This is a genomic window from Nonomuraea sp. NPDC005983 (genome assembly GCF_040614375.1).
Classification (GTDB): domain Bacteria; phylum Actinomycetota; class Actinomycetes; order Streptosporangiales; family Streptosporangiaceae; genus Nonomuraea.
On the sequence record NZ_JBEXUP010000011.1, the window covers coordinates 51,998 to 75,232 of the forward strand.

Sequence of the window (23,235 nt, forward strand, 5' to 3'; positions counted from 1 at the left end):
GGTTGTCCACCATGACAGCCGTATCTATCCCAGGGAGTCACCGTGTCAGCCGAGCTACGCATCACCCTCGCCGGAGCCGAGCGTGTGGTCGCGGCCGGCACGACGGCCGGTGAGGCGCTGGAGGCCGACGGGCGCACCGTCGTGGCCGCCCGCGTCAACGGGGAGCCGCGCGACCTGGCCCACCCGCTCGCCGACAACGACGTGGTCGAGCCGATCGAGGCCGGCAGCAGCGAAGGCAGGGCCATCGTCCGGCACTCCACCGCGCACGTCATGGCGCAGGCGGTCCAGGAGCTGTTCCCCGACGCCAAGCTGGGCATCGGCCCGCCCGTGGAGAACGGGTTCTACTACGACTTCGACGTCAAGCAGGCGTTCCACCCCGATGATCTCAAGCGCATCGAGAAGCGCATGCGTGAGATCGTCAAGCAGGGCCAGCTGTTCTCCCGCCGGCCCGTCTCCGACGACGAGGCGCGCGAGGAACTGGCCGCGGAGCCGTACAAGCTGGAGCTGATCGGGCTCAAGGGCGGCGGTGCCGACGCCGAGGAGAGCGTGGAGGTCGGCGCCGGCCAGCTCACCATCTACGACAACCTCGACCCGAAGACCGGCGAGCTGTGCTGGAAGGACCTGTGCCGCGGCCCGCACGTGCCGTCCACCAGGTCCATCCCGGCCTTCAAGCTGATGCGCTCCGGCGGCGCCTACTGGCGAGGCAGTGAGAAGAACCCGCAGCTCCAGCGCATCTACGGCACCGCCTGGGAGTCCCGCGACAAGCAGGATGAGTACCTCAAGCTGCTGGAGGAGGCCGAGAAGCGCGACCACCGCAAGCTGGGTGCCGAGCTCGACCTGTTCAGCTTCCCGCCGGAGCTGGGCAGCGGCCTGCCGATCTTCCACCCCAAGGGCGGCATCATCCGCAAGGAGATGGAAGACTACATGCGGCGGCGGCAGGCGGAGGCGGGCTACGAGTTCGTCAACACCCCGCACATCACCAAGTCGTCGCTGTTCGAGACGTCGGGCCACCTTCCCTGGTACGCCGACGACATGTTCCCGGCCTTCGAGCTGGAGGGCATCGACTACCGGGTCAAGCCGATGAACTGCCCGATGCACAACCTGATCTTCAGGGCGCGCGGGCGGTCCTACCGCGAGCTGCCGCTGCGGCTGTGCGAGTTCGGCTCGGTCTACCGCTACGAGAAGTCGGGTGTGGTGCACGGGCTGACCCGGGTGCGCGGCATGACGCAGGACGACGCGCACATCTACACCACCAGGGAGCAGATGGCCGATGAGATCAAGTCGCTGCTGAGGTTCGTGCTCAGCGTGCTGCGCGACTTCGGCCTCGAAGACTTCTACCTCGAGCTGTCCACCCGCGACGACTCCGACAAGTTCATCGGCGACCCGGCCGAGTGGGACGAGGCCACCGAGGCGCTGCGCCAGGTCGCCACCGAGTCGGGGCTGGAGCTGGTCGACGACCCGGGCGGCGCGGCGTTCTACGGGCCGAAGATCTCCGTGCAGGCCAAGGACGCGATCGGCCGCACCTGGCAGCTGTCGACCATCCAGCTCGACCTCAACCAGCCCAAGCGCTTCGGTCTGGAATACCAGGCGGCCGATGGCAGCCGGCAGACCCCGGTCATGATCCACCGGGCGCTGTTCGGCTCGGTCGAGCGCTTCCTCGGCGTGCTCACCGAGCACTACGCGGGCGCCTTCCCGCCCTGGCTGGCCCCCGTGCAGGTCGTCGGCGTCCCGATCGCCGACGCGCACGCCCCGTACCTGCAGGATCTCGCCGAGAAGCTGCGTGAGCGCGGCGTCAGGGTCGAGGTCGACGTGGCCGACGACCGGATGCAGAAGAAGATCCGCAACGCGCAGAAGGCCAAGGTGCCGTACATGCTGCTCGCGGGCGACGACGACATCGCCAACGGCGCGGTCTCGTTCCGCTACCGCAACGGCGAGCAGAAGAACGGCGTCCCCGTCGACGAGGCGATCGCCGAGATCGTCAACGCGGTGGAACGTCGCGTCCAGGTCTGACACGGCCCGGCGGAGCGGCCCGGCTCAGGCTGCTCCGCCGCACCCGGGATCACGGCCTCTGATACGACCGCTTACCCACGCCGCCGGCCCTGCGGGGCTCAGCGCGGGAACAGGCGGAAGGTGATCGCGGGGCGGCCGCCGAACCGCTCGGCGGCCTGCTCGGCGAAGCCCTCGATGAGGGAGCGGGCGTACGCCTCCGGGGCCTCGTCCGTCAGGGCTTCGATGTAGGTGCGGTGCTCCACGAGCGACTGCACCCCCCGCTCGAGGCCGTCGGTGACGTCCACCGCGTGGGTCGGCTCGGACGAGCCCGCGACGGCCACCCAGCGCACCCCGTTCCACGGCTCCGCGTCAGTATCCGGAAATATCCACCGATTTCCCGCGTCTCCGGCGGCGTCCAGGACGGCCCTGCCGACCGCCCGGTGGTCCGGAGTGTTCCAGTACGTGCCGCCCCAGGTGTCGTCGGGGTTGAGCGTGATCACCAGCTCCGGACGGTGCCTGCGGATCGCGGCGGCGAGGTCCCTGCGCAGCGCGGTGCCGTACTCGATCACCCCGTCGGCGTGGTCGAGGAACTCCACGCCCGTCACCCCGACGACGGCGGCGCTCGCCCGTTCCTCCCGCTCCCGCACCGGCCCGGCCTTCGCGGGCTCCAGCGTGTCGATGCCCGCCTCGCCGCGGGTGACGACCAGGTAGGTCACCTCCCGCCCCGCGTCGGTCCAGGTCGCGACGGCCGCAGCGCAGCCGTACTCGAGGTCGTCGGGGTGCGCCACGATCGCCAGGGCGCGCTGCCAGTCTTCCGGCATCGGTTCGAGCTGCTCCGCCATGCGCCCACCCTAGACCGCCGTCGGTTGTGACGGGCGGTGGCTGACGCGGGGTTCGCAGGAGGGTGGCGACCGTCCTGGCCCTATGCTGCTAGATATGCACGATCAGGCAGGAGCCGGGTCCCCCGACAACTTCCAGCGGCTGTGGACCCCTCATCGGATGGCCTACATCAAGGGTGAGGGCAAGCCCACCGGCACGGGCCCCGACGACGGGTGCCCGTTCGACGCCATCCCCAAGATGACCGACGAGGAAGGCCTGGTCGTGGCCAGGGGCGAGGTCGTCTATGCGGTGCTCAACCTCTACCCGTACAACTCCGGCCACCTCATGGTCGTGCCCTACCGCCACGTCTCCGGCTACGACGAGCTCGACCGCGCCGAGCTGACGGAACTGGGCGAGTTCACCCAGAAGGCGGTGCGCACGCTGCGCGAGGCCAGCGGCGCCCAGGGCTTCAACGTCGGCATGAACCTCGGCGAGGTGGCCGGCGCGGGCATCGCCGCGCACCTGCACCAGCACGTGGTGCCCAGGTGGGGCGGCGACACCAACTTCATGCCGGTGGTCGCCCAGACCAAGGTGCTGCCCGAGCTACTTCGTGACACGCGCCAGCTGCTCGCCGACGCCTGGCGCTGAGCCCTGCTCGCGCGGCAGCGCCGCGATGCCCGCCGACAGCAGCAGGGGCACGGCCAGCGCCAGCGCCATCGACAGCACGGCCGCCCCCGAGTCGTTGACCAGCATTCCGATGACGCCGCTGACCAGGGTGCCGATCAGCCCGGCCCGCAGCGCGGGGGAGTAGCGGAACGCGGCCGGCACCACCCCTGCCGACGCCTGCTCGGGCCGCAGGATCGCGTAGACGAGGAACGCCACGGCCGCGATCACGATCGGCATCAGGTTGGGGCTGAGCAGCGTGGCCAGCATCGCGTTCAGCTTGCGGAAGATCACCTCGAACGCCTCGCCGCTGAGCACCTGCCCGACGAACCGGCCCAGATGGGTCTGCTTGTCGGGCGGCTGCAGGTAGTTGATCACCGCGAACGTCATCACGATCACCGCTCCGGCGACGCAGAACGCCCCGAGCTTGATGATCGACACCCGCTTGCCCGCCACCAGCAGCGCGGTCACCGCGATGCCCGGCACGAAGGCGATCACGCCGCCGAAGTCGCTGCCCATCCCGGACCCGCCGAGCACCATGGCGAACGCGCCGAGCACGACCACCGCGGCCACGCCGAGCCTGCCCGGCCAGCGGTGCGCGATCACCGTGGTGGCCAGCAGCGTGCCGGTGGCCAGCAGCGCGAACGGGATGTTGCCCAGGCCGTAGTAGCGGGCGCCCACCTCGGCGCTGTAGCCCATGACGCTGTTGAGCTGGAGCGTGGTGCCGGTCAGCAGGTCTCCGGCCAGCGTCAGCGCGGTGACGCCCGCGACCACCGCGAGCGGGCCGAGCGGGCTGCGCCGCCACGGCCCGGCGAAGGCCACGGCCGTGATGGCCACCATGCAGCCGAGCGCGCCCGCGATCAGGCCCGTCAGGCTGGACCACGGCAGCAGGTTCACCAGGTAGCTGGAGACCGGCAGCGCGGCGAGCGCGACGGCCGCCAGGCGCACCCAGGACAGGCCCTTGCGGCGGCGGAGCAGCAGGAAGGCGATCACGTAGAACAGGACCTGCAGCACGGCGACGACGGTGAAGTAGATGCCCTTCACCGAGCGGATCGCCTGCGCCGTCGCGTCGGCCCGCTGGAGCCGGTCGAACGTCGCTCCGCGCTCCCCGGCCTGCAGCGGCACGCCGACGACCGTCTGCGGCACGGGCACGCCGAGCAGCGTCAGCGTCGTCGCGGTCAGGTCGGGCAGGATCGAGATGTCCTCGCGGTGGGTGGAGGCCGCGCCGAGCAGCCGGCCCTGCGCTCCGGCCTCGCGCATCATCGCCACCCGCAGGTGGGGGACCGACCCGTGGTCGGACAGGCCCGCCAGCAGCACCGTGGTGTTCTGCGGCAGGATCGACAGCAGTGCGCCCGCCTTGGCGTCGGCCAGCCGCAGCGCGTCACGCCGCTCCTTCGGGCCGAGCTGCTCGGGCACCCGGGGCAGGCTGCCGCTGCTCAGGTAGGGGCGGATGAGGTCGTCGACGTCCATCGCGACCATCGGGCACTGCTCCAGGTCGGCGGTGCGGACCTGGAGCGGCGAGACGTGGTAGCGCGGGACGGCGCCGTCGCGCCCCGCCAGCGCCAGCGCCGCGCCGGGGCCGATCGCGATCGAGCACTGCCCGGCGGCCTTCAGCGCCTCGCCGAGCGTGCCGGCGTTGCGCTGGCCCGCCACGTCGATCAGGTAGCGGTAGTCGGGGATGACCGCGCCGACGCCCTGCTGCTCGGGCATGGGCGGCGCGCCGCAGCTGTATCCGGACGCGGACCTGGTGCCCGCCGAGACGGTCAGCCAGCCGTCGTACGGGCAGGTCAGGCTGCCGACGGTGCGGACGGACAGCGACCCGATCGCGCTCGACCGGGCCAGCTCCCACAGGTTGGGCGTGTCGGCCTGGGTGATGTCGTTCCAGTGCAGCCCGGGCACGCCGATGAGCGCCACCCGCGCCCCGGCCGTCTCCGCCCGCGCGGGCGCTCCGGCGAACAGCATCTGGCTGAGCAGGACGGCCAACACGATCAGCGCGCGCCTCACCCAAGACCTCCCGTGATCGACGATTGCCCGTGGCACGGTAGGACAAGATCACGCCCCGGTCCATCGGACCCGACTACTGTCTCATGACCCGGGACACGGAGCGTGCGAGCTGGTGACCCGATCAGACGGGATCGACCTTCACTTGCACCGGCTTGCTCTCGTGCTGCGAGCGGTCGAGAGAGGTGATCAGGTACGTGCCGGGCGTCTTGGCCGCGAAGGACGGGCTGGTGACCACCGCGACCAGGTTGCGGCTGTCGGTGGCCTGGCAGTCGGAGCCCGACTTCGGCACCTGGTAGACGGCGTACGAGCGGGCTCCGTCGGACGGGGCCCACGACAGGGTGGTGCCCTGCGCCCGCACCCCCGCCGGCTTGGCGGGGGCCTCGCCCTCGACCCCCTTGATCAGCGGCAGCAGGGCGGGACGGGCGTAGTGCTGCTTCGCGACCTGGCCCATCGAGCCGAGCGGGTCGCTGAGCAGCAGCTTGGCGTTGAAGAAGACGTCGCCGGAGACCTGCTCGTACTTGCGGTTCAGTGCCAGGTGCGCGGCCAGCTCGCCGGGCCGCTGCCACGCTTTCTCGTCCTTCGCGCCGACCCGGTACAGGGCCTGGCCGATGTAGAGGTCGACCCCGCTGCCCTCGACCTCGTCGGCCCACCAGTCGACCAGCGCCCGGTAGTCGGCCGCCGCGAAGCCGCGCGGCCAGTAGAGCTGCGGGATCACGTAGTCGACCGTGCCCGCCTTGATCCAGGCGCGGGCGTCGGCGTAGATCACGTCGTAGGCCGACATGCCGGAGGTGTCGGAGCCGGTCGGGTCGTCGGACTTGTTGCGCCAGATGCCGAACGGGCTGATACCGAACTTGACGTAGGGCTTCGTCTCGTGGACGGCCTCGCTGACCTGGGCCACCAGCTTGTTGACGTTGTCGCGCCGCCAGGCCGCCAGCTTCTTCCCCTTGCCATACTTTGTAAAGGCGGCCGCGTCGTCGAACGTCGCGTTGCCCGACGGGTACGGGTAGAAGTAGTCGTCGAAGTGGACGCCGTCGACGTCGTAGCGCTTCACGACGTCCTTGACGACCTTGATGACGTGCTCGCGGACCTGCGGCAGGCCCGGGTTGAAGTAGGCCCTGTCGGCGTATTTGACGATCCAGTCAGGGTGCTGCTTGACGGGGTGGTTCGCCGGGAGCTTGGCGACGTCGGCGTCGTACGACGCGCGGTACGGGTTGAACCAGGCGTGGAACTCCAGCCCGCGCCGGTGCGCCTCGCTGATGAGGAACGGCAGTGGGTCCCAGCCCGGGTCCTTGCCCGCGGTGCCGGTGAGGAAGCGCGACCACGGCTCGTACGGCGACTTGTAGATCGCGTCGGCGGCGGGACGCACCTGGACGTAGACGGCGTTGAAGTTGCGCGCGGCGGCCGCGTCGAGCAGCTTGCCGTACTCGGCCTTCTGCTTGTCGACGCTCAGCCCCGTGCGGGAGGGCCAGTCGGTGTTCTGCACGGTGGCGATCCAGACGCCGCGCAGCTGGCGCTTGGGGTACCGGGCGTCGGCGGTGCAGGACGCCACGGGGTCGGCCGCCGTCTTCTTCTTGGGCTTGGCAGCGGCAGTCGTGCCCTCCACCTGGGCGGGGCCGAAGACGTAGGCGGCGCCGGTGGTGAGGACCGCGAGTGCGGCGGCGGCGAGGAAGGCGCGTCCGGTTCGCATAATGCCAACCAGTGTGGCATCCGCTCAGGCATGGTCCGGACTAAAAAAAGAAATGTGTTCGTGATCTTACCGTGATGTAAGAGGTGGCCGCGACACGAGGGACGGGTGTGCCTTCACGGGAAGCGTCTACCGGGGGCGGCCCGGGCGGCTGAGCCGGGAGGGAGGGCTCCCGGCTCAGCGCCGCGGCTCAGTCCGCGACCGCCACCTTGTCGGCCAGGTGCGACGGCAGCGGCTCGTAGCGCAGGAACGTGCGCTGGAAGGTGCCGGTGCCGTGCGACATGGACCGCAGGTCGATGGCGTAGCGGGTGATCTCCAGCTCGGGCACCTCGGCCTTGACCAGGGTGCGCCCGGTGCCGACCGGCTCGGTGCCGAGCACCCGTCCGCGCCGCGACGACAGGTCCGACATCACCGAGCCCACGTAGTCGTCGGCGACCAGCACCGACAGCTCGTCCACGGGCTCGAGCAGCAGCGTCGGCACCTTGGACGCGGCCTCCTTCAGCGCCAGCTGGCCGGCGATCTGGAAGGCCATGTCGGAGGAGTCGACCGAGTGCGCCTTGCCGTCGTAGAGCGTGACCCGCACGTCCACCATGGGGTACCCGGCGACGACGCCGCGCTCCATCTGAGCGCGTACGCCCTTCTCGACCGACGGGATGAACTGCCTGGGCACCACCCCGCCGACGATCTTGTCGACGAACTCGAAGCCCCCGCCCGACGGCAGCGGTTCGACCTCGAGGTGGCAGATCGCGTACTGGCCGTGCCCGCCGGTCTGCTTGACGTTGCGGCCCATCGCCTGGCATCTGCCGCCGAACGTCTCACGCAGCGGCACCCGCAGGTCGACGCGTTCGACCTCGACGCCGTGCCGCTTGGACAGGCGGTCGAGCAGCACGTCGGTGTGCGCCTCGCCCATGCACCACAGGACGAGCTGACGGGTCTCGGCGTTGTTCTCCAGCCGCAGGGTCGGGTCCTCGGCCACCAGGCGGCCCAGCGCCTGCGACAGCTTGTCCTCGTCCGCCTTGGACCTGGCCCGGATCGCGACGGGCAGCAGCGGGTCGGGCATCGTCCACGCGGTCATCAGCAGCGGGCGTTCGACGTCCGACAGGGTGTCGCCGGTCTCGGCGCGTGAGAGCTTGGCCACCGCCACGATGTCGCCCGCGATGCCCTTGGGCGTGGCGCGCTGCTGCTTGCCCAGAGGGCTGGTCAGGGTGCCGATGCGCTCGTCGACGTCGTGGTCCTCGTGGCCGCGGTCGGCCAGGCCGTGCCCCGAGACGTGCACGGTCATGTCGGGGCGCAGCGTCCCGGAGAAGACGCGGACCAGGCTGATGCGGCCCACGTACGGGTCGCTGGTGGTCTTGACGACCTCGGCGACGAGCGGGCCCTCGGGGTCGCACGCGATCCCCTGGACGGGCTTGCCGTCGACACTGGTGATCTCGGGCATGGGATGTTCGAGCGGGGAGGGGAAGCCCTGGGTGACCAGTTCGAGCAGTTCCGCCGCTCCCACGCCGAGCCCGCTGCACAGGACCGGGTAGAAGCTGCCCCGGGCGACGGCCTTCTCCAGGTCCTCGATGAGGGCCTTGGTGTCGATGGGCTCGCCTGCGAGGTAGCGGTCCATGAGCGACTCGTCCTCGCTCTCCTGGATGATGCCCTCGATCAGGACGCCGCGGCGCTCCTCGATCTGCGACTCGTACTCGGCGCCCGGCTCCTTCTCGGTGCGGGTGCCGGTGGCGTAGTTGTAGAACTTCTGCGTCAGCAGCCCGATCAGGCCGTTCACGTGCCCGTTGGTGATCACCGGCAGGTAGAGCGGGGCGACGCCGTCGCCGAAGACCTCCTGGCAGGCGGTGAGGACCTCGTCGAAGTCGGCGCGCTGGTGGTCGATCTTGGTGATGACGACGGCTCTGGGCATGCCGACCTGGCTGCACTCCTCCCACAGCATCTGGGTGAGGCCGTCGATGCCGTCGGAGGCGGATATCACGAACAGGGCGGCGTCGGCGGCGCGCAGCCCGGCGCGCAGGTCGCCCACGAAGTCGGCGTAGCCGGGGGTGTCGAGAAGGTTGATCTTGATGCCGTTGTGCACGAGTGGAGCCAGCGAGAGGTTGACCGAGCGTTGCTGCCGCATCTCGACCTCGTCGAAGTCGCTGACCGTGTTGCCGTCCTCCACCCGGCCGGCCCGCTGGATCGTGCCGGTCGCGGCCAGCAACTGCTCGACGAGCGTCGTCTTCCCCGCTCCTGAGTGGCCGACCAGCACGACATTGCGTATCGCATCCGCCCTGTCGGCCGCTGGTGCCCTGCCCGCGGCTCCCATGGCACCGCCCGGGTTCTTCTCCGCCACATCCGCCTCCCGCGTCGTCGGTTGGTCCAACGCCGCGTCCGTCGCGGAGGGTGAGATGACCGCATGGACGCGGTTAGTTCACCAAATACCCGTGTGGCGGATATCACAAGGGGGGTGAGGCAAAGAAAGTCGCCAGCCTTGTGATGGCCTACGATCGGACGGCGATGCTCAAACTCCTGCGCCCGGCCGTGACCCGGATCATGACCCCGCTGGCCAAGGCCCTGGTCCGCCTCGGGATCGGTCCCAACGTCGTCACGGCGATCGGCACCCTCGGCACGGTCGTCTCCGCCCTGCTCTTCTTTCCCCTCGGCCAGCTGGCGTGGGGCTCGTTGGCCATCACCGTTTTCGTGTTGTTCGACCTGCTCGACGGGGTGGTGGCCCGGCTGGGCGGGGGCGGCGGCAGCACGTGGGGGGCGTTCCTCGACTCCACGCTCGACCGGGTGGCCGACGCCGCGATCTTCTCCGGGCTGATCCTTTACTTCGTCCTGCGCGACGACGTGCTGATGGTGGCGGTCACGCTGGTCTGCCTGGTGGCGGGCGTTCTGGTGTCGTACGCCAAGGCCAGGGCCGAGGGGCTGGGCCTCACCTGCGACGTGGGGCTGGCCGAGCGGCCGGAGCGGCTGGTGGTGGCCCTGGTCGCGGCCTGTCTGTCCGGGCTCGGCGTGCCGTACATTCTGGCTGTCGGGATGTGGGTGCTCGCGCTCGCGAGCGCCGTCACCGTGGTGCAGCGCGTGGTCCATGTCCACCGGCAGACGAGGAAGCGATGAGCGAGAAGCCGTCCGTCACCGATCGCGTCGTCGCCGCGGGGTTCGCCGCGGGCTGGGCGCTGGTGCCGCTGCTGCCGGAGCGGCCGGTCGCCGCGGTGTTCCGCTTCGCCGCCGACAGGCTGTGGCGCAGGCGGGGCAGGTCGGTGCGCCGCCTGGAGTCCAACCTGGCCAGGGTGACCGGGCTCGACCGCGACAGCCGCGACCTGCGCGAGCTGAGCAGGGCGGGCATGCGGTCGTACTTCCGCTACTTCCACGAGATCTTCCGGCTGCCGTCGATGCCGACCGAGGAGGTCGTCCGGCGCACCCACGTGATGGGGGCCGAGCACGTCCACGACACGGTGGCCGCGGGCCGGGGCGTGGTGCTGGCGCTGCCGCACATGGGCAACTGGGACCAAGCGGGCGCGTGGCTGGTGGGCGTGGGCCACCCGTTCACCACGGTGGCCGAGCGACTCAAGCCCGAGTCGCTGTTCCGCCGTTACGTGGCCTTCCGCGAGGGGCTGGGCATGGAGGTGCTCCCGCTGACGGGCGGCGACGGCCACAACTTCGCGACGCTGGCCATGCGGGTGCGGCGCGGCGGCGTGGTGTGCCTGCCCGCCGAGCGCGACCTGACCAAGAGCGGCATCGAGGTGGAGTTCTTCGGCGCCACCACCAAGGTGCCCGCGGGGCCGCCGCTGCTGGCCGTGCAGACGGGTGCGGCGCTGCTGCCGGCGATCGTCTACTTCGAGGGCGACGACTGGGGCATCAAGATCCACGAAGAGATCCCGGTGCCTGAAGAGGGCACCAGGCAGGAGAAGGTCGCCGCCGTGGCGCAGGGCCTGACGGACGTGTTCGAGAAGGGCATCTCCGAACATCCTGAAGACTGGCACATGCTCCAGCGGCTGTGGCTGGAGGATCTGGCCAGATGAGGGTCGGCATCGTGTGCCCGTACTCGTGGGACATGCCGGGCGGGGTCAAGCAGCACATCGACGACCTGGCGCTGGCGCTGATGGCGCAGGGGCACGACGTGTCGGTGATCGCTCCGGCGGCCGACGACGAGGAACTGCCGCCGTACGTCACGGGGGCGGGCCGGGCGGTGCCCGTGCCGTACAACGGGTCGGTGGCCCGGATGTCGTTCGGCTTCCTGTCGGCGGCCCGGGTGCGGCGCTGGGTGCGTACCGGCGACTTCGACGTGCTGCACATCCACGAGCCGCTGATCCCGAGCCTGGGCGTGCTGGCCTGCTGGGCGGCCAAGGGGCCGATCGTGGCCACCTTCCACGCCTCCTTCACCCGCTCGCGGGCGATCGCGGTGGCCGAGCCGTTGCTGCGCAGCGCACTGGAGAAGCTGAGCGGGCGCATCGCGGTGTCCGACGCGGCCCGCAAGAGCCTGGTCGAGCAGTTCGGCGGCGACACGGTGCTGATCCCGAACGGGGTGACCGTCAGCCGCTACACCGAGGCGGAGCCGCTCGACGGCTGGGGGCCCGACGGCGCGACGATCGGCTTCCTCGGCCGGATGGACGAGGAGCGCAAGGGCCTGCCGATCCTGCTCGACGCCTTCGGCGAGCTGGCCGCGCGGCGTCCCGACCTGAAGCTGCTGATCGCCGGCCCAGGCGACGAGAAGGACGTCTACGAGCGGGTGCCGAAGGAGTTCCGCGACCGGGTCACCGTGCTCGGCATGGTGAGCGAGGCCGACAAGATCCGCGCCTACCACTCGGTGGACGTGTTCTGCGCGCCCAACACCCGGGGTGAGAGCTTCGGCATCGTGCTGGCCGAGGCGATGGCGTCCGGCGCGACCGTGCTGGCCAGCGACATCCCGGCCTTCCGCAGGGTGCTGGGCGAGGGCCAGGCGGGCGCGCTGTTCGCCAACGGCGACCCTGCCTCGCTGGCGCGGGAGGCGGCGGCGCTGCTCGACGCGCCGGAGCGGCGGGCGAAGCTGGCGGCGGAGGCGCTGGTCGCGGTCAGGAAGTACGACTGGTCGACGGTCGCGCGCGACGTGGTCCGGGTCTACGAGACGGTGACGGCCAGCGGCGCGGGCCGCGTGGAGGAAGACCTGTGACGTCCACCATCATCGTGCTGGTCGTGGGCATCGTCGTGGTGCTCACGGCGGTCTACATCTCCTGGCGCGCGGGCCGTCTCGACCGGCTGCACATCCGGCTCGAACTGGCGCACGAGGCGCTCGACGCGGCGCTGATGCGGCGCAGGGCGGTGGTGCTGGAACTGGCGGGCGCGCGGCTGCTCGACCCCGCCACCTCGCTGGTGCTGGCGGCGGCGGCGCACGAGGCCCGCAGCGCCGGGCCGGAGGAGCGCGAGCACGCCGAGAGCGACCTGTCGGGGGCCCTGCGCGCGGCCGTGGACCAGGAGCGTTTCAGGGAACGGCTGGCCGAGGCGCCCGGCGGCCAAGACCTGCTGGAGGAGCTTGACGCCGCCGTGGCGAAGGTCGTGTACTCGCGCCGGTTCTACAACAACGCGGTCGGCGTCACCCGTACGGCGCAGCGCCGCTGGCTGGCCAGAACTCTGCGCCTGGCGGGGCATACCGAGTTTCCGCAGTTCTTCGAGATCGATGACAATCCTCCGGCGACCATGGCAACTGAATGACCTGATTTGCCAGGGCCGGTAAGCTTCCTTCCATTTTCTGGGCTAATGCGGAGGAGAAACAGGTGCGGGCACCCCGGATGATCACCGTGACGCTGGCCGGTGCGGCCGTCCTCCTACCTGTCGCGGCGTGTTCGTCCGACAAGCCCGCGCCGGGCGCGGCGCCGCAGGCGGCCACCCCCACCCCGGTGGCGGAGGAGACCCCGCAGGGCAAGACCCACCCGTTCACCGGCCTGCCGAACGAGGACGTCAAGCCGGTGCTGGCCGTGAAGATCGAGAACACGGCGGCGGGCAAGCCGCAACTCGGGCTGAAGAGCGCCGACATCGTCTACATCGAGCAGGTCGAGGCGGGCCTGACCCGGCTGATGGCGGTCTTCTCCTCGAAGATCCCGGCCAAGGTGGGCCCCGTGCGCAGCGCCCGCATCTCCGACCTGCACATCGTGCCGCAGTTCGGCAAGCCGGCGTTCGCCTACTCGGGCGTCCAGTCCAAGATGCTGCCGTTCATGGCCGAGGCGTCGCTGTACGACGTCGGCGACACCCGCAACCCCGGCGCGTACTTCCGTCAGCCCGGCCGGGTCGCCCCCTACAACCTGTTCGCCAACGGCAAGCAGCTGCTCTCCAAGGCGCCGGAGGCGTCCAAGGCCAAGGACATCGGCTTCACCTTCGGCGACCCGCCCGCGCAGGGCGGCGTCGACAAGAAGTCGTGGACGGTCAGGTGGCCGGCCGCCCGCTTCACCTTCGACTGGTCGCCCGCGAAGAAGCAGTGGCTGATCTCGCAGGACGGCAAGAAGGACATGGCCGCGGAAGGCGGGCAGCAGAGCGCGCCCACGGTGGTCATCCAGTACGTGCAGACCGTCCGCTCGCAGTTCCACGACTTCCACCAGAGCTACACGCCGCTGGTCAAGAGCATCGGCAAGGGCAAGGCGATCGTGCTGCGTGACGGCAAGGCGTACAAGGCCGACTGGGAGCGCGCGGACGAGGAGCACGGCACCACGTTCACCACCGAGGACGGCGAGCCGATGAACTTCGCCCCCGGTCAGGTCTGGGTGGCGCTCGCGAGCCGCAAGCCTGTCACACCTTGACGTATAAAAACTGCGAAGAATCCTGACATCGTGGCATGTCGGGGGATGGGTCCATCAGGACCTACCATGGGTTTGGTAACTTACCGTTCGCCGTTGTGAGGAAGACCGTGTCCAGCACGCCAGAGAACACCCCCGTCACCGGAACCGCCCGTGTCAAGCGCGGCATGGCCGAGATGCTCAAGGGCGGCGTCATCATGGACGTCGTCACCCCCGAGCAGGCCAAGATCGCCGAAGACGCCGGCGCGGTGGCCGTGATGGCCCTGGAGCGCGTGCCCGCCGACATCCGCGCGCAGGGCGGCGTGTCCCGGATGAGCGACCCCGACATGATCGACGGCATCATCTCGGCCGTCTCGATCCCCGTCATGGCCAAGGCCCGCATCGGGCACTTCGTCGAGGCCCGCGTCCTGCAGGCGCTCGGCGTCGACTACGTCGACGAGTCCGAGGTGCTCACCCCCGCCGACTACGCCAACCACATCGACAAGTGGCAGTTCACCGTGCCGTTCGTGTGCGGCGCGACCAACCTCGGCGAGGCGCTGCGCCGCATCACCGAGGGCGCGGCCATGATCCGCTCCAAGGGCGAGGCCGGCACCGGCGACGTCTCCAACGCCGTCACGCACATGCGCACGATCCGCGCCGAGATCAAGCGTCTCGGCTCGCTGCCCGAGGACGAGCTGTACGTCGCCGCCAAGGAGCTGCAGGCCCCGTACGAGCTGGTCGCCGAGGTCGCCAAGAGCGGCAAGCTGCCCGTCGTGCTGTTCACCGCGGGCGGCATCGCCACCCCGGCCGACGCCGCGATGATGATGCAGCTCGGCGCCGAGGGCGTCTTCGTCGGCTCCGGCATCTTCAAGTCCGGCGACCCGGCCAAGCGCGCCGCCGCCATCGTCAAGGCCACCACGTTCCACGATGACCCCGACGTCATCGCCAAGGTCTCGCGCGGCCTGGGCGAGGCCATGGTCGGCATCAACGTCGACGAGATCCCGCAGCCGCACCGGCTCGCCGAGCGCGGCTGGTAGGAACCGGCGCGACCGGACGCCCGTCGGGTGCCTGGCAAGCGTCGCGGTTGATGGCGGAATTTTACGAAAAAGGCGACTTCTGCGAAGGATGTCGCCTTTTTCGTTGTTTGCTGTTCACTGTAGAGTCATGATCTTGAGTAAAGCTACGGGCGTCCCTCCACCCTTGATCGTCCTCAGGAGGCCCCGTGTCCCAGCTCAACCGCAGGCACTTCCTCGTCACCGGCTTAGCGGCAGGCGCCGCCGCGGCCCTCCCCGGCACCGCGCACGCCGACCCCACGACGGATCCCACAGCGGGCCCAACAGCGGACCCGGCGGCCGAGACGGCGCAGGGCCTGGCCTCGCGCGGCCTGCGCACCGACCCGTTCACCCTGGGCGTCGCCTCCGGTGACCCCTCCCACGACGGCTTCGTGCTGTGGACCCGCCTGGCGCAGGAGCCGCTGGCCGACGACGGCCTCGGCGGCATGCCCCAGCGGCCCTTCAACGTCCAGTGGCACATCTACGCGGACGAGACCTGCCGCCGGGTGGTGCGCGCGGGCGTGACCGTCGCCGCGCCCGAGTGGGGGCACAGCGTCCACGTCGAGGTCGAGAACCTCAGCTCCGATCGCGAGTACTGGTACCGCTTCCGCGTCGGCCCGTACATCTCGCCCGTGGGCAGGACGCGCACCGCGCCGCACCCGCTCGCTTACGGCAGCGGGCTGGCGATGGCGTTCGTCTCCTGCGCCCAGTACGAGCACGGCTACTTCACCTCCTACCGCCGTCTGGCCGAGGAGCACCCGGACCTGATCCTGCACCTGGGCGACTACCAGTACGAGTACACCAAGAACACCTACACGATCCCCGGCGGCAACGTCCGCGACCATCTGGGGCCCGAGACCGTCACGCTGGCCAACTACCGCCAGCGGCACTCCCAGTACAAGGTCGACCCCGACCTGCAGGCCGCGCACGCCGCCTCGCCCTGGCTCGTCGTCTTCGACGACCACGAGGTCGACAACAACTGGGCCGACGAGATCCCCGAGCACGCCGAGGACCAGCCGACCTTCCTCCAGCGCCGCGAGGCGGCCTTCCGGGCCTACTTCGAGAACATGCCGCTGCGGCGCACCTCCATTCCGCGCGGCATCGACATGCAGCTCTACCGGCGCATCCGCTGGGGGCGCCTGGCGAACTTCCACATGCTCGACACCCGCCAGTACCGCGACGACCAGGGCTGCGGCGACGGCTACAAGGACTGCCCCGCGTCGGTGGACCCGAAGCGGTCGATCACCGGCGCCGAGCAGGAGGCGTGGCTGATCGACGGCTTCCACGAGTCGCGCGCCCAGTGGGACATCCTCGGCCAGCAGGTGTTCTTCGCCCAGCGCGACAACAACGCCGGGCCGGCCAAGGTGACCAGCCAGGACGCCTGGGACGGCTACGTCGCCTCCCGCAAGCGGATCACCCAGGGCTGGATCGACGCCAAGGTCCGCAACGCGGTGGTGCTGACCGGTGACGTCCACGCGCACTGGGCCAGCGACCTGAAGCTCGACTACGACGACCCGACGGGGCCGTCGGTCGGGTCGGAGCTGGTGGCCACCTCGATCAGCACGGGCGGTGACGGCGCCGACTCCGACCCGGCCACGCACCCGTTCCTGAAGATCAACCCGCACCTGAAGTTCTACAACAACCAGCGCGGCTACGTCCTGACGAAGATCGAGCGCGACCTGATCACCGCCGACTTCAAGGTGGTGCCGCAGGTTCGCCAGCCGGGGGCGGAGGTGTACACCCGGGCCACCTTCGTCGTCGAGGACCAGGTGCCCGGCGTCCAGCAGACCTACCTGCGCCCGCTCCCGCCGTCGATCACGGCCGAGCGCGGGATGACGGTCGACGAGACGGTCCGCCTGGAAACCGAGCGCCCCTGACCCGCCAGGGCCGCGCCGCCCACAGCCAGGCGCGGCCCCGGCGGCCCGCCGACTCACCCGGCTCCCGCCCGCCGGCGGCACCCGAGCGTGCCGCCCACCCCCACCTCCGAAGGCTGGTCCCTCAGCGGTGCCGCCTGTATCTCCACCCTCCCCGAAAAGAGCGGTACCTCAGCGGTGCCGCTCTTTTCGGCTTGGAATATTAGCCAGGCTAAGTTAGTCTGGCTTACCATGAGCCCCGACCCCACCGAACTTGCCGGCCAGGTCTCCACGGTCCTGCGCCACCTGGTCCTCCTGCTGCGGCGGACGGTGGCGGGCCAGCCCGTCACCAGCCAGCAGTACGGCGTCCTCGGCTCCCTCGAACAGGGCGCCCGCAGGATGACCGAGCTGGCCGAGGAGCACGCCGTCCAGCTCCCGACCATGACCGTGCAGATCAACCGGCTGGAGGAAGCGGGCCTGGTGGCACGCGGCACCGACCCCGCCGACGCCCGCGTCAGGACGGTCGAGCTCACCAGCGAGGGCCGCGACAGGCTCCGCGCCGTGCGGCAGGCCAGGATCACCCGCCTGAGCAGGGAACTGTCGGCGCTCACCGAAGAGGAACGCGCGACGCTGGCGGCCGCCCTGCCGGTCCTGGCGAAGCTGGGCCGTACCTGAAACCACCCCCGAAAGGAGCACCATGTCATCCGGTGGCGGACTTCTTCGCCAGCCGATGTCCGTCTGGGCCACCGCGTTCGCCGCGGTCGTCGCCTTCATGGGCATCGGTCTCGTCGACCCGATCCTGCCCTCCATCGCGCAGGGGCTGAAGGCGACCCCCAGCCAGGTGTCGCTGCTGTTCACCAGCTACTTCCTGGTGACCGCGGTGGCCATGCTGATCACCGGCTGGGTCTCCAGCCGCATCGGCGGCAAGCGGACCCTGCTCGTCGGTCTCGCCCTGGTCATCGTCTTCGCCGCGCTCGCGGGCACGTCCACCAGCGTCGGCGAGCTCGTCGGGTTCCGCGCCGGCTGGGGGCTGGGCAACGCGCTGTTCGTGGCGACCGCGCTGGCCGTCATCGTCGGCGCGGCCAGCGGCGGCGCCGAGTCCGCCATCATCCTGTACGAGGCCGCCCTCGGCCTGGGCATCTCGGCCGGCCCGCTGGTCGGGGCGCTGCTCGGCGACTGGAACTGGCGGGCGCCGTTCTTCGGCACCGCCACGCTGATGGCCGTCGGTTTCGTCCTCATCGTCACGCTGCTCAAGACCACCCCCAGGCCGGACGTGAAGACCAGGCTCAGCGCCCCCATCCGGGCCCTGGCCCACGGCGGCCTGTCGACCACGGCCTTCACCGCGCTGTTCTACAACTTCGCGTTCTTCACCATCCTCGCGTTCACCCCGTTCATCCTGCACATGACGCCGTACGGCATCGGCTCGGTGTTCTTCGGCTGGGGCGTCTGCGTGGCGCTGTCGTCGGTGTTCGCCGCGCCGCCGCTACAGCGCAGGATCGGCTCGGTCAACGTCCTGCACCTCGCGCTGGCCCTGCTCGCCGTCCTGCAGATCGGCATCGCCGTGTCGGGGCAGGCCGGGATCCACACCGGGATCATCGTCTGCACCATCCTGTCCGGCATCCCGATCGGGCTGAACAACACCGTCTTCACCGAGTCGGCCATGGAGGTGTCCGACGCGCCCAGGCCCGTCGCCTCCGCCGGGTACAACTTCGTCCGCTGGATGGGCGGCGCGCTCGCCCCGTTCATCGCCACCAAGCTGGGCGAGGAGATCGCCGTCGCCGTCCCGTACGTCGTCGGCGCGGCCTGTTGCGTGATCGGCATGGGCGTCCTGTACGGCAGGCGCCACCACCTGCGCTCCTTGTCCAGGGTGGACCTCGACCACACCCTCGCGGACGCCGCCGCAGCCTGATCCCGTTGGAAGACCGACGGCCGTCGTGGTGTTGAATGAACTGAACCCGGACCATGACGGAAGGATGACCGTGCCCACGATCGGTGTACTCGCTCTCCAGGGAGATGTGCGCGAGCATGTGCGCATGCTCCAGGAAGCAGGCGCGTCGGCCACCGCCGTGCGCAGGCCGGCCGAACTGGAGGCGGTCGACGGGCTGGTCATCCCCGGCGGCGAGTCGACCACGATGTGGAAGCTCGCCGACACCTTCGACATGCTCGAACCGCTGCGCATGCGCGTCAAGGACGGCATGCCCGCCTACGGCTCCTGCGCCGGCATGATCATGCTGGCCGACAGGATCGAGGACGGCGCCGCAGGTCAGCAGACCGTCGGCGGCATCGACATGGTGGTCAGGCGCAACGCCTTCGGCCGCCAGATCCACTCGTTCGAGGCCGACCTCGACTTCGCCGGCGCGCCCGTGCACGCCGTCTTCATCCGCGCGCCGTGGGTGGAATCCGTCGGCTCTGACGTCGAAGTGCTGGGCAGGGCCGAGCCGGGGGATAGGATCGTCGCGGTCCGCCAAGGGCCGTTGCTCGCGACCTCGTTCCACCCCGAGCTGACCGGGGACACTCGCGTGCACCGATACTTCGTAGACATGGTGAGGGAGCTCTAGGTAATGTCCGGCCACTCCAAATGGGCGACGACGAAGCACAAGAAGGCCGCGCTCGACGCCAAGCGCGGCAAGCTGTTCGCGAAGCTCATCAAGAACATCGAAGTGGCGGCCCGGACCGGCGGCCCCGACCCTGACGCCAACCCCACCCTCTTCGACGCCATCTTCAAGGCCAAGAAGAACTCGGTGCCCAACGACAACATCGAGCGGGCCCGTAAGCGCGGCGGCGGTCTGGAGGCCGGTGGGGCCGACTGGCAGACCATCATGTACGAGGGCTACGCGCCCGGCGGCGTCGCGGTGCTGATCGAGTGCCTCACCGACAACCGCAACCGCGCGGCCTCCGAGGTGCGGGTCGCGCTGACCCGCAACGGCGGCTCGCTGGCCGACCCCGGGTCGGTGTCGTACATGTTCAACCGCAAGGGCGTCGTGATCGTCCCCAAGAACGGCCTCGACGAGGACACCGTCCTGATGGCGGTCCTCGAGGCGGGCGCCGAGGAGGTCAACGACCTCGGCGACTCCTTCGAGGTCGTGTCCGAGGCCGGCGACCTGGTGCCGGTGCGCAAGGCGTTGCAGGAGTCCGGCATCGACTACGACTCGGCCGAGTCGAGCTTCCTGCCGACGATGAGCGTCCCGCTCGACGAGGAGGGCGCCAAAAAGGTGTTCCGCCTCATCGACGCGCTCGAGGACAGCGACGACGTGCAGAACGTGTTCGCCAACTTCGACGTCTCCGACGACATCATGGAGAAGCTCGAGGCCTGAGCCGCTCTCTGCGGGGCCCGCCACGGCGGGCCCTTTCGGCTGTCCACGGCCCTGCCGCACAGGTGCCGACCCGCGAAAGCCCGGCGTCCAACGGCTGTCCGTGCGGGCCCCGGCTCGCCGATGGCGTGCGGGCGGAGCTCGTGGAGCGGTCCTGAGGTCGGCGTGGCGGGCGGGGCGGTGTCCGCGTAGGGTGTCGCGTCGTGACCTCCCCGACCCAGACTCCCTCCCGCGCCCTCGGCTGGCTGCTGGCGTTGCCGGCCCTCGTCGGTGCCCTGATCACGCTGATCATCCCGACCGTCCAGACGATCGTGCTCAGCTTCGAGACGGGCAGGATCGCCGGGCCGAGCAGGTTCGTGGGGCTCGACAACTACGGGCAGCTCGTGGGCGACGCCGCGTTCTGGCGCGCGCTCGGCTTCTCGCTCTCGCTCTCGCTCGCGCCCCTGCTGGTGACCGTGGTGGTGGGGCCACTGCTCGCGCTGGCGCTCGACAGGGCCGGCGCCTGGCCCAGACGCGCCGGACGGATCGTGCTGTCGCTGGCGATCGTCACCTTCTCCCCGGTGGCGGTCGCGGCAGCCTGGCTCCAGGGGCTGCGTCCTGACGCCTCGGGGGTGGTCGTGCTGGCCGAGGGGCTGCGCGACCCGGCGACCGCGCCGGGCGCGCTCAGGCTCGTCATCGCGGCGGCCACGTTCGGCGTGCTGTGCGCGCTGGCGGTGACAGCGTTCCTGCCCACGCTCAGGGGCGGCACCGTGACGGCGTCCGTGCTCGCCGTCGGCGCGCTCCTCGTCCTGGCGACCCTCGCCGTGGCGCTGCAGGCCTTCTCGGTGGGCCTGGCGATGACCCAGGGCGGCCCCAACGGCTCTACCGACACCGTGGCGAGCCTCCAGTACTCCCTGGCGTTCCGTGACTTCAAGCTCGGCCTGGGAGCCGCCATGGCGACCGCCTCCGGGGTGCTGGTCGGCGTCCTGGGAGTCGTCGCCACGATCGTCGCGGCCGTGAGCGGCCTGCGCATCACCCTCACGCCGCGCCCGGCGCCCGACCCGGGCTCCCGAGTCGCGCAGCCCGCTTACGGACAGGCGGCCCCGCCGCTCGTGCCTGGGCAGGCGGGCGCGTTCGAGCAGGCCGGCTCGGCGTCCTCGCCCGCGCACGGGCAGGTCTCCGCGCCGGCGGACGCCCCACCGGCTCCTCAGCCCTCCGCGCGGCGGGTGAGCACCGGGAACGTGCTGGTCGGGGTGGCGGCGCTGGGCGTGGTGGCCGTGGTCGCGCTGCTGCTGGCGTGGCCGTGGCTGTCGGCCCTGTTCGCCGCGAAGCAGCCGGTCACCGGCGCGCCCTCGACGCTGCGCACCCAGGTCAACACCTGGGTGCCCGCCGTGATCGGCGCCCTGATCTCCGTCGGCACCGCCTACCTGGCGGCGCTCGGCATCGGCGGGCTGCGTCCGCTGGGACGGCACAGCGAGTGGCTCCTGCTGCCCTTCGCGCCCTGGCTGTTCGCCGGGTTCGGCCCGCTCAGCCTCGCCGACTGGCAGATGCTGCGCGGCATGGGCCTCGTCGACACCTTCCTCGCGCTCATCCCGCCGCTCCTGGTGTCGGTGCCCGCGATGCTCGTGCTGACCCTGCTCTGCAAAGGCCTGGCGGAGCGCACCGACAGAGACTTCCTGTCCGGAGTCGTCCTGCGCTCGCTGCCCATGGCGGGCATCCTGGCCGGAGCGGTCGCCCTGATGAACGGCCAGGACCTGCTCTGGCCCCTGCTGGCCGCCCAGGAGCACGACCTGGCCACCGCGCCGGTCTCCCTGATGCAGCAGCTCATGGGCTTCCGGCAGGCGTCCCCGGACGTCGGCGTCGCCACCCCGCTCGTGGTCGTCGTCGTCGCCCTGGCCGCCACGGTGGCGGCGCAGCTGCTCTACCTCGACAGGCTCGCCATCACGGCGGGGAACGGCTCGCGTTCCGCCCGGGCCGCTGCGTAGGTTAGGTGCTCGTGGAAATTCGCGACATCACCCCCGACGACCTCGACGCCGTCCTGGACATCCGCAAGCGCTCCTTCGGCCTGTTGCCGGCCCCCGAGGCGGAGCTCTGGCGCAGCATGGTGAAAACCCTGCCGGAGGGCCGCTACCTCGGCGCCTTCGACGGCGGCAGGCTCGCCGCCTCCGCGCGCCTGCGCCCGTTCACCCAGTGGTGGCACGGCAGGCCGCAGCCGATGACCGGGGTCGCGGGAGTCGCCGTCAACCCGGAAGACCGCGGTCGCGGCGTCGGCACCCAGATCATGCGGGCGGTGGTCGAGCGCGCCGCCGCCCTGGGCGACGCCGTCTCCGTCCTGTATCCGGCCACCACGCCCATCTACCGCTCGGTCGGCTACGAGCACGCCGGAGCCCGGCTCCATGTCACGCTCCAGCCGGAGGCGCTGCGCACGATCAGGACGTCCGGCCAGGTGAAGCTGCGCCGGATGGGCCCCGACGACGCCGCCGAGGTCATCTCCGTGCTGCACCGCGTGCACGGCGCGTCCCGCGCCTCAGGCCCGGTCTCCTGGGACGAGCCCACCTTGCGCACCTGGCTCGGCCGGCCCGACGACTTCCTCTACCTCGCCGACGACGGCTATCTCATCTACCGCTGGGACGGCGGCGACATCGAGGTCGGCAACCTCGTCGCCGGCTCCGCGGACACCGCCAGGGCGCTGTGGGCGCTGGTCGGCACCTCCTCGACGGTCGCCACCAAGGTCGTCGCCGCCGTCGCTCCCGACGACCCCGTCCTGTGGCTGCTGCGGGAGCGGTCCACGGACCACCTCACCGGCACCCGGTGGATGTTCAGGGTGACCGACGTGGCGGCGGCCGTCCAGCGCAGGGGCTATCCCCAGGGCGTCACCCTCGACGCGGTGGCCGAGGTGGACGACCCGCTGCGGCCGGGCAACACGGGGCTCTGGCGGCTCGAGGTGTCGGGCGGCTCCGGCACGGCCACGGCCGCCGGCTCAAGGACGTCCGCCGAAGGCCCCAGGCTCACCGTGAACGGCTTCTCGGCGCTGTACGCCGGCGTCCCGACGGCCACGCTGCGCGGCGCCGGGCTCATGACGGGCGACGACCGGCACGACGAGAGCCTCGATACCGCCTTCGCCGCCAAGCCGTACATGCTCGAGTACTTCTGACGGGC

General features: G+C 70.7%; 19 protein-coding genes. 15 read left to right on the plus strand and 4 right to left on the minus strand.

What is annotated here, in order from left to right; all coding sequences use genetic code 11:
- The first annotated feature begins 42 nt into the window (after positions 1–42).
- Positions 43–2,010 carry a threonine--tRNA ligase gene (thrS, locus tag ABZ297_RS08160; protein WP_355341281.1) on the plus strand — a complete coding sequence of 656 codons (1,968 nt, stop codon included), beginning with the start codon at positions 43–45 and terminating at the stop codon, positions 2,008–2,010.
- Positions 2,011–2,108: 98 nt separating this feature from the next.
- Here the strand turns inward: thrS and ABZ297_RS08165 are convergent, their stop codons facing one another.
- Positions 2,109–2,831, minus strand: coding sequence for a PIG-L deacetylase family protein (locus ABZ297_RS08165; protein WP_355341284.1), 723 nt, complete (start codon positions 2,829–2,831; stop codon positions 2,109–2,111).
- Between the two features lie 94 nt (positions 2,832–2,925).
- Between ABZ297_RS08165 and ABZ297_RS08170 the strand changes: the two genes are divergently transcribed.
- On the plus strand, positions 2,926–3,456 hold the full coding sequence (locus tag ABZ297_RS08170; RefSeq protein ID WP_355341287.1) for an HIT domain-containing protein: 531 nt from the start codon (positions 2,926–2,928) through the stop codon (positions 3,454–3,456).
- Here the strand turns inward: ABZ297_RS08170 and ABZ297_RS08175 are convergent.
- The 3 genes from ABZ297_RS08175 to ABZ297_RS08185 all read right to left on the minus strand — a co-directional run bounded on the left by ABZ297_RS08175 (position 3,412) and on the right by ABZ297_RS08185 (position 9,488).
- Positions 3,412–5,475 (minus strand): hypothetical protein, encoded by a 2,064-nt coding sequence (locus tag ABZ297_RS08175; RefSeq protein WP_355341290.1) that lies wholly within the window; start codon positions 5,473–5,475, stop codon positions 3,412–3,414. The two genes, ABZ297_RS08170 and ABZ297_RS08175, sit on opposite strands and share 45 nt — an antisense overlap.
- A gap of 121 nt (positions 5,476–5,596) precedes the next feature.
- Positions 5,597–7,162: a family 10 glycosylhydrolase gene (locus tag ABZ297_RS08180; protein ID WP_355341293.1), complete on the minus strand. Its 1,566-nt coding sequence runs from the start codon at positions 7,160–7,162 to the stop codon at positions 5,597–5,599.
- A 187-nt stretch (positions 7,163–7,349) separates the two neighbouring features.
- Positions 7,350–9,488 carry an elongation factor G-like protein EF-G2 gene (locus ABZ297_RS08185; RefSeq protein WP_355341296.1) on the minus strand — a complete coding sequence of 713 codons (2,139 nt, stop codon included), beginning with the start codon at positions 9,486–9,488 and terminating at the stop codon, positions 7,350–7,352.
- Positions 9,489–9,631: 143 nt separating this feature from the next.
- Between ABZ297_RS08185 and pgsA the strand changes: the two genes are divergently transcribed.
- The 13 genes from pgsA (at position 9,632) to ABZ297_RS08250 (ending at position 23,230) form a co-directional block, all read left to right on the plus strand.
- Positions 9,632–10,255, plus strand: coding sequence for a phosphatidylinositol phosphate synthase (gene pgsA, locus ABZ297_RS08190; protein WP_355341299.1), 624 nt, complete (start codon positions 9,632–9,634; stop codon positions 10,253–10,255).
- Complete coding sequence (locus ABZ297_RS08195; protein ID WP_355341302.1) at positions 10,252–11,160, plus strand: phosphatidylinositol mannoside acyltransferase; 909 nt, start codon at positions 10,252–10,254, stop codon at positions 11,158–11,160. Before pgsA ends, ABZ297_RS08195 begins: the two co-directional genes overlap by 4 nt.
- Positions 11,157–12,287 (plus strand): glycosyltransferase family 4 protein, encoded by a 1,131-nt coding sequence (locus ABZ297_RS08200; RefSeq protein WP_355341305.1) that lies wholly within the window; start codon positions 11,157–11,159, stop codon positions 12,285–12,287. Before ABZ297_RS08195 ends, ABZ297_RS08200 begins: the two co-directional genes overlap by 4 nt.
- Positions 12,284–12,826 (plus strand): hypothetical protein, encoded by a 543-nt coding sequence (locus ABZ297_RS08205; RefSeq protein WP_355341308.1) that lies wholly within the window; start codon positions 12,284–12,286, stop codon positions 12,824–12,826. Before ABZ297_RS08200 ends, ABZ297_RS08205 begins: the two co-directional genes overlap by 4 nt.
- A gap of 62 nt (positions 12,827–12,888) precedes the next feature.
- Positions 12,889–13,905 carry a DUF3048 domain-containing protein gene (locus ABZ297_RS08210; RefSeq protein ID WP_355341311.1) on the plus strand — a complete coding sequence of 339 codons (1,017 nt, stop codon included), beginning with the start codon at positions 12,889–12,891 and terminating at the stop codon, positions 13,903–13,905.
- A 35-nt stretch (positions 13,906–13,940) separates the two neighbouring features.
- Entirely contained in the window at positions 13,941–14,918 is a 978-nt protein-coding gene (pdxS, locus tag ABZ297_RS08215; RefSeq protein ID WP_355341314.1) for a pyridoxal 5'-phosphate synthase lyase subunit PdxS, read from the plus strand.
- 185 nt (positions 14,919–15,103) lie between these two features.
- Complete coding sequence (locus ABZ297_RS08220) at positions 15,104–16,810, plus strand: alkaline phosphatase D family protein (RefSeq protein WP_355341316.1); 1,707 nt, start codon at positions 15,104–15,106, stop codon at positions 16,808–16,810.
- Between the two features lie 228 nt (positions 16,811–17,038).
- Positions 17,039–17,461: a MarR family transcriptional regulator gene (locus tag ABZ297_RS08225; RefSeq protein ID WP_355341319.1), complete on the plus strand. Its 423-nt coding sequence runs from the start codon at positions 17,039–17,041 to the stop codon at positions 17,459–17,461.
- Between the two features lie 22 nt (positions 17,462–17,483).
- Positions 17,484–18,695 carry an MFS transporter gene (locus ABZ297_RS08230; RefSeq protein WP_355341322.1) on the plus strand — a complete coding sequence of 404 codons (1,212 nt, stop codon included), beginning with the start codon at positions 17,484–17,486 and terminating at the stop codon, positions 18,693–18,695.
- 64 nt (positions 18,696–18,759) lie between these two features.
- A complete protein-coding gene (gene pdxT / locus ABZ297_RS08235; protein WP_355341325.1) occupies positions 18,760–19,344 on the plus strand; it encodes a pyridoxal 5'-phosphate synthase glutaminase subunit PdxT in 585 nt (194 codons plus the stop codon).
- Between the two features lie 3 nt (positions 19,345–19,347).
- Positions 19,348–20,100: a YebC/PmpR family DNA-binding transcriptional regulator gene (locus ABZ297_RS08240; RefSeq protein ID WP_355341328.1), complete on the plus strand. Its 753-nt coding sequence runs from the start codon at positions 19,348–19,350 to the stop codon at positions 20,098–20,100.
- 200 nt (positions 20,101–20,300) lie between these two features.
- Positions 20,301–22,061 (plus strand): sugar ABC transporter permease, encoded by a 1,761-nt coding sequence (locus tag ABZ297_RS08245; RefSeq protein WP_355341331.1) that lies wholly within the window; start codon positions 20,301–20,303, stop codon positions 22,059–22,061.
- 11 nt (positions 22,062–22,072) lie between these two features.
- Positions 22,073–23,230, plus strand: a complete 1,158-nt coding sequence (locus tag ABZ297_RS08250; protein ID WP_355341334.1) for a GNAT family N-acetyltransferase — start codon at positions 22,073–22,075, stop codon at positions 23,228–23,230.
- Positions 23,231–23,235: the final 5 nt, after the last annotated feature.